Genomic DNA, 5,365 nt, shown 5'->3' on the forward strand with positions numbered 1-5,365 from the left:
AACACGGCCTGGATCGGATAATTCCCGACGGCGTATTCGTCCAGCACCGTCACGAGCTCTCCCCGTTTCAGCTCGGCCTGGATCTCCCACGTGGAGCGCCAGCCGATGCCCAGTCCCTGTTTCACCCAGTCGAACAGCAGCTCGCCGTCGTTGCAGGCGAGGTCGCCGTCCACGCGCACGGCGAACAGCTTGCCGTCGCGCTGGAACGTCCAGCCGCGCTGCTGGCCGCCCTGCAGGTTGAAGGCGAGGCAGTTGTGGCGCGCGAGATCTTCCGGCGCGCGCGGCACGCCGTTGCGCTCGAAGTAGTCGGGCGTGCCGCACACGACGCGCCGGTTGGGGAAGAGCGGAATCGCCACGTAGTTCGGGTCCGTCACCTCGCCGATGCGGATCGACATGTCGTAGCCCTCGCGCACGAGGTCGACGACGCTGTCCGTGAAGTTGAACGACATCTTGAGTTCCGTGTGGATGGCGCGGAAGGCCGGCGCGTGCGGCGCCACGTGCTTGCGCCCGAACGCCGCCGGCGCCGACACGACCAGGTGGCCGCGCACCGTGCTGCGGCCCGCGCTGATGCTGTTTTCCGTGATGTCGAAATCGCGCAGCAGCTGGCGGCACGGTTCGATGAATTGTTCACCCAGCGCCGTCAACGTGAGGCCGCGCGTCGAGCGGTGCATCAGGCGCACGCCGAGGCGTCGTTCCAGGGCGTCCAGGCGCCGGCCCATGACGACGGGCGTCACGCCTTCCGCCAGCGCGGCGCCGGCGAAGCTGCCCTTTTCGGTGATGAGTACGAAGCTGCGTATTTCGGTGTAGCGATCCATGCCTTTTATCCCATTCAATACTTAAAGTATCGACAGAGCCGATAATAGCAGCAATTCAACTTGCCGTGGGTTATGGCTATGCTGGGTCATCAGTCCAAGACTAACCATAGCAACGGAGGAGAACATGGCCCGAATGAGAGCAATCGACGCAGCGGCGGAAGTGCTGCGCAAGGAAGGTGTGAGTACGGTATTCGGCGTGCCCGGCGCCGCGATCAACCCGTTTTACTCGGCGATGAAGAAGAACGGCGGCTTCGAGCACGTGCTCGCCCGCCACGTGGAAGGCGCCTCGCACATGGCCGAGGGCTATACCCGCGCCAAGGCCGGCAACATCGGCGTGTGCATCGGCACGTCGGGTCCGGCCGGCACCGACATGATCACGGGCCTGTACTCCGCCTGGGCCGATTCGATACCTATCCTATGCATTACGGGCCAGGCACCCCGTGCCCGCCTGTACAAGGAAGACTTCCAGGCCGTCGACATCGAGTCGATCGCCAAGCCGGTCACCAAGTGGGCCGTCACCGTGCGCGAGCCGGACCTGCTGCCGCGCGTCGTCCAGCAGGCCTTCCACCTGATGCGCTCCGGCCGCCCAGGCCCCGTGCTGATCGACCTGCCGTTCGACGTGCAGGTGGCCGAGATCGAATTCGACATCGACACCTACGAACCGCTGCCGGTGTATAAACCCGGCGCGACCCGCGCCCAGGCCGAGAAGGCGCTGGCGATGCTGAACGCCGCCGAGCGTCCGCTGATCGTCTGCGGCGGTGGCGTGATCAATGCCGATGCCGCCGCGCGCCTGCAGGAATTCGCGGAGATCGTCGGCGTCCCGGTGATTCCCACCTTGATGGGCTGGGGCGCGATCCCCGACGACCACCCGCTGATGGCGGGCATGGTCGGCCTGCAGACGTCGCACCGCTACGGCAACGCGACGATGCTCGAATCCGACTTTGTGATCGGCATCGGCAACCGCTGGGCGAACCGCCACACGGGTTCCGTCGACGTCTACAAGAAGGGTCGCAAATTCGTCCACATCGACATCGAACCCACGCAGATCGGCCGCGTGTTCGGGCCGGACCTGGGCATCGTCTCCGACGCGGGCGCCGCGCTGGACCTGCTGATCGACGTGGCCCGCGGCATGGCGTCCATCGGCGGCCTGCCGGACAGGAGCGGCTGGGCGGCGCAGTGCCAGGAACGCAAGCGCACGATGCTGCGCAAGACGCACTTCGAGAACAACCCGATCAAGCCACAGCGCGTGTACGAAGAGATGAACCGCGCCTTCGGCAAGGACACGACGTACGTCAGCACGATCGGCCTGTCGCAGATCGCCGCCGCGCAGTTCCTGCACGTGTACAAGGAGCGCAACTGGATCAACTGCGGCCAGGCGGGTCCTCTGGGCTGGACCGTGCCGGCCGCACTGGGCGTCGTCGCGTCCGGCGCCAAGACGGACGTCGTCGCGATCTCGGGCGACTACGACTTCCAGTTCATGATCGAGGAACTGGCCGTCGGCGCGCAATTCAAGCTGCCGTACCTGCACGTCGTCGTGAACAACGCCTACCTCGGCCTGATCCGCCAGGCGCAGCGCGGCTTCGACATGGATTACTGCGTCCAGCTGGCGTTCGAGAACATCAACGCGCCGGACCTCGGCGCCTACGGTGTCGACCACGTGGCCGTGGCCGAAGGCTTGGGCTGCAAGGCGATCCGCGTGCGCCGGGTCGACGACATCCAGCCGGCGTTCGCCGAGGCGCGCCGCCTGATGAACGAGCACCGCGTGCCGGTGATCGTCGAGATCATCCTGGAGCGCGTGACCAACATCGCGATGGGCCTGGAGATCGACGCCATCAACGAATTCGAAGCGCTGGCCGACCATCCGGGCGATGCCCCGACCGCGATTCGCGTCTGAAGCAAGGAGAAAGACATGCCAAGATTTGCTGCCAACCTGACGATGCTGTTCAACGAACTGCCGTTCCTCGACCGCTTCGAGGCGGCGCGCGACGCGGGGTTCAAGGGCGTCGAATACCTGTTCCCGTACGGGTTCGAAAAGGAAGCGCTGGCGGAACGCCTGCAGGAATTCGGCCTGACGCAGGTCCTGCACAACCTGCCGGCCGGCGACTGGGAAAAAGGTGAACGCGGCATCGCCGTGCTGCCGGGCCGCGAGGCCGAGTTCCGCGAAGGCGTCGCCCGCGCCATCGACTACGCGAAAGCGCTGAACTGCCGCCAGGTGAACTGCCTGGTGGGCATCGCGCCGGCCGGCGTCGACGAAGGCACGCTGCGCCGCACCGTCGTCGAGAACCTGCGCTACGCGGCGACGCAGCTGAAGCAGGCCGGTCTCAAGCTGCTGATCGAACCGATCAACACGTACGACATTCCGGGCTTCTACCTGAACACGACGCGGCAGGCGCTCGACCTGATCGACTCGGTGGGCGCGGACAACCTGTTCGTCCAGTACGACGTCTACCACGCCCAGCGCTCGGAAGGAGAGCTGGCGAAGACGGTCGAGAAGCACCTGGCCCGCATCGCGCACATCCAGGTCGCGGACAACCCCGGCCGCAACGAGCCGGGCACGGGCGAGATCAATTACCCGTTCCTGTTCAGGCACCTCGACCGCATCGGCTACGACGGCTGGATCGGCTGCGAGTACAAGCCGGCCGCCGACACCCGCGCGGGCCTGGACTGGATCGCCGCATTGGGCCCGAAATTGGCTGGTTAATCAATTCAAGCAAGGAGACATATCATGGCAAACATCGGATTCATCGGCCTGGGCATCATGGGTGCCCCGATGGCGGGACACCTCATCAACGACGGCCACACGCTGTTCACCAACACCGTCGGCCCGACCCCGTCGGCGCTCGTCGAAGCGGGCGCCCGCGTGTGCCTGAACGGCGCCGAAGTGGCGGCGCAGGCGGACATCATCTTCATCATGGTCCCGGACACCCCGCAGGTGGACGAGGTCCTGTTCGGCAAGGACGGTGTCGCGTCGGCTCTGTCGGCCGGCAAGATCGTCGTCGACATGAGCTCGATCTCCCCGGTCGCCACGAAGGATTTCGCCAGGCGCATCAACGCGCTGGGCTGCGAATACCTGGATGCGCCGGTGTCGGGCGGCGAAGTGGGCGCCAAGGCCGCGAGCCTGACCATCATGGTCGGCGGCAGCGAGGCGGCGTTCGCGAAGGTCAAGCCGCTGTTCGACAAGATGGGCAAGAACATCACGCTCGTCGGCGGCAACGGCGACGGCCAGATCACCAAGGTCGCCAACCAGATCATCGTCGCGCTGACGATCGAAGCGGTCGGCGAGGCGCTGCTGCTGGCCGCCAAGGCCGGTGCCGATCCGGCCCGCGTCCGCGAGGCGCTGATGGGCGGTTTCGCGAACTCGCGCATCCTCGAAGTGCATGGCGAACGGATGGTCAAGCGCACGTTCGCGCCGGGCTTCCGCATCGACCTGCACCGCAAGGACCTGAACCTGGCGTTGACCACCGGCCGCCAGCTGGGCGTGGCGCTGCCGAACACCGCCACCGCGCAGGAACTGTTCAACACCTGCGCCGCGCACGAGGGCGGCAGCTGGGACCACTCCGCGATGGTGCGCGCGCTGGAGATCATGTCGAACTTCGAGATCGGCCAGAAGCAAGCGTAATCGCCCGGAACCGGACAGGAGACTTTGATGACCACGATGACCCCACGCGAACTGCTGGCCAGCATGTTCACCGCCGCCGTCGACGCGGCCCAGCCCGCGCTGTGCATTCCGCGCAACCTGCCGGTGCCGCCGAAAGGCCGCACGGTGGTGATCGGCGCCGGCAAGGCGTCCGCCGCGATGGCGCAGGCGCTGGAGCGCAGCTGGCCCGGTCCGCTGTCGGGCCTCGTCGTCACGCGCTACGGCTATGCCGTGCCGTGCGAACGCATCGAGATCGTCGAAGCCGCCCATCCGGTCCCCGACGCCGCCGGCCGCGAAGCCGCCCAGCGCATGCTGCGCACGGTGCGCGGCCTGTCGGCAGACGACCTCGTGATCTGCCTGATCTCCGGCGGCGGTTCCGCGCTGCTGCCGCTGCCCGGCGAGGGCGTCACGCTGGAAGACAAGCAGGCGATCAACCGCGCGCTGCTCGCTTCCGGCGCCAGCATTACCGAAATGAACTGCGTGCGCCGCCACCTGTCCGCCATCAAGGGCGGCCGGCTGGCCGCGTCCTGCCACCCGGCGCGCGTGGTCAACCTCCTGATTTCCGACGTCCCGGGCGACAACCCGATGGACATCGCCTCCGGTCCCACCGTGGCCGACCCGACGACCTGCGCGGATGCGCTGGAAGTCGTGCGCCGCTACGGCATCGACCTGCCTGCGGGCGCGCGCCGCCTGCTCGAATCCGGCGACGGCGAGACGATCAAGCCGGGCAACCGGCGCCTGGAACACGTCGAAACGCACATCGTCGCGTCGCCGCAGATGGCGCTGGAAGCCGCGGCGGACGTTGCCCGCAAGGCCGGCGTGACGCCGCTGATCCTCGGTGACAGCATCGAGGGCGAGGCGCGCGACGTGGCCAAGGTCATGGCCGGCATCGCCCTCGATGCTGTCACCGAGG

5 protein-coding genes are annotated in these 5,365 nt (G+C 67.0%); 4 read left to right on the plus strand and 1 reads right to left on the minus strand.

The annotated features are described in order from the left end of the window. Nucleotides 1-815: LysR family transcriptional regulator (locus ACEN88_RS23570; protein WP_413343561.1), on the minus strand; the 815-nt coding region annotated here is incomplete at its 3' end. Between the two features lie 124 nt (nucleotides 816-939). Here ACEN88_RS23570 and gcl point away from each other — a divergent pair. From gcl to ACEN88_RS23590, 4 genes are all read left to right on the plus strand, one after another. Next, complete coding sequence (gcl, locus tag ACEN88_RS23575) at nucleotides 940-2,709, plus strand: glyoxylate carboligase (protein WP_413343563.1); 1,770 nt, start codon at nucleotides 940-942, stop codon at nucleotides 2,707-2,709. A gap of 15 nt (nucleotides 2,710-2,724) precedes the next feature. Beyond that, complete coding sequence (hyi, locus tag ACEN88_RS23580) at nucleotides 2,725-3,516, plus strand: hydroxypyruvate isomerase (RefSeq protein WP_413343565.1); 792 nt, start codon at nucleotides 2,725-2,727, stop codon at nucleotides 3,514-3,516. 24 nt (nucleotides 3,517-3,540) lie between these two features. After that, entirely contained in the window at nucleotides 3,541-4,434 is an 894-nt protein-coding gene (locus ACEN88_RS23585; protein ID WP_413343567.1) for a 2-hydroxy-3-oxopropionate reductase, read from the plus strand. A 27-nt stretch (nucleotides 4,435-4,461) separates the two neighbouring features. Beyond that, nucleotides 4,462-5,365: glycerate kinase (locus tag ACEN88_RS23590; RefSeq protein WP_413343569.1), on the plus strand; the 904-nt coding region annotated here is incomplete at its 3' end.

It is taken from the genome of Massilia sp. CT11-108 (genome assembly GCF_047302915.1).
In the GTDB taxonomy this organism is placed as follows: domain Bacteria; phylum Pseudomonadota; class Gammaproteobacteria; order Burkholderiales; family Burkholderiaceae_D; genus Telluria; species Telluria orientalis.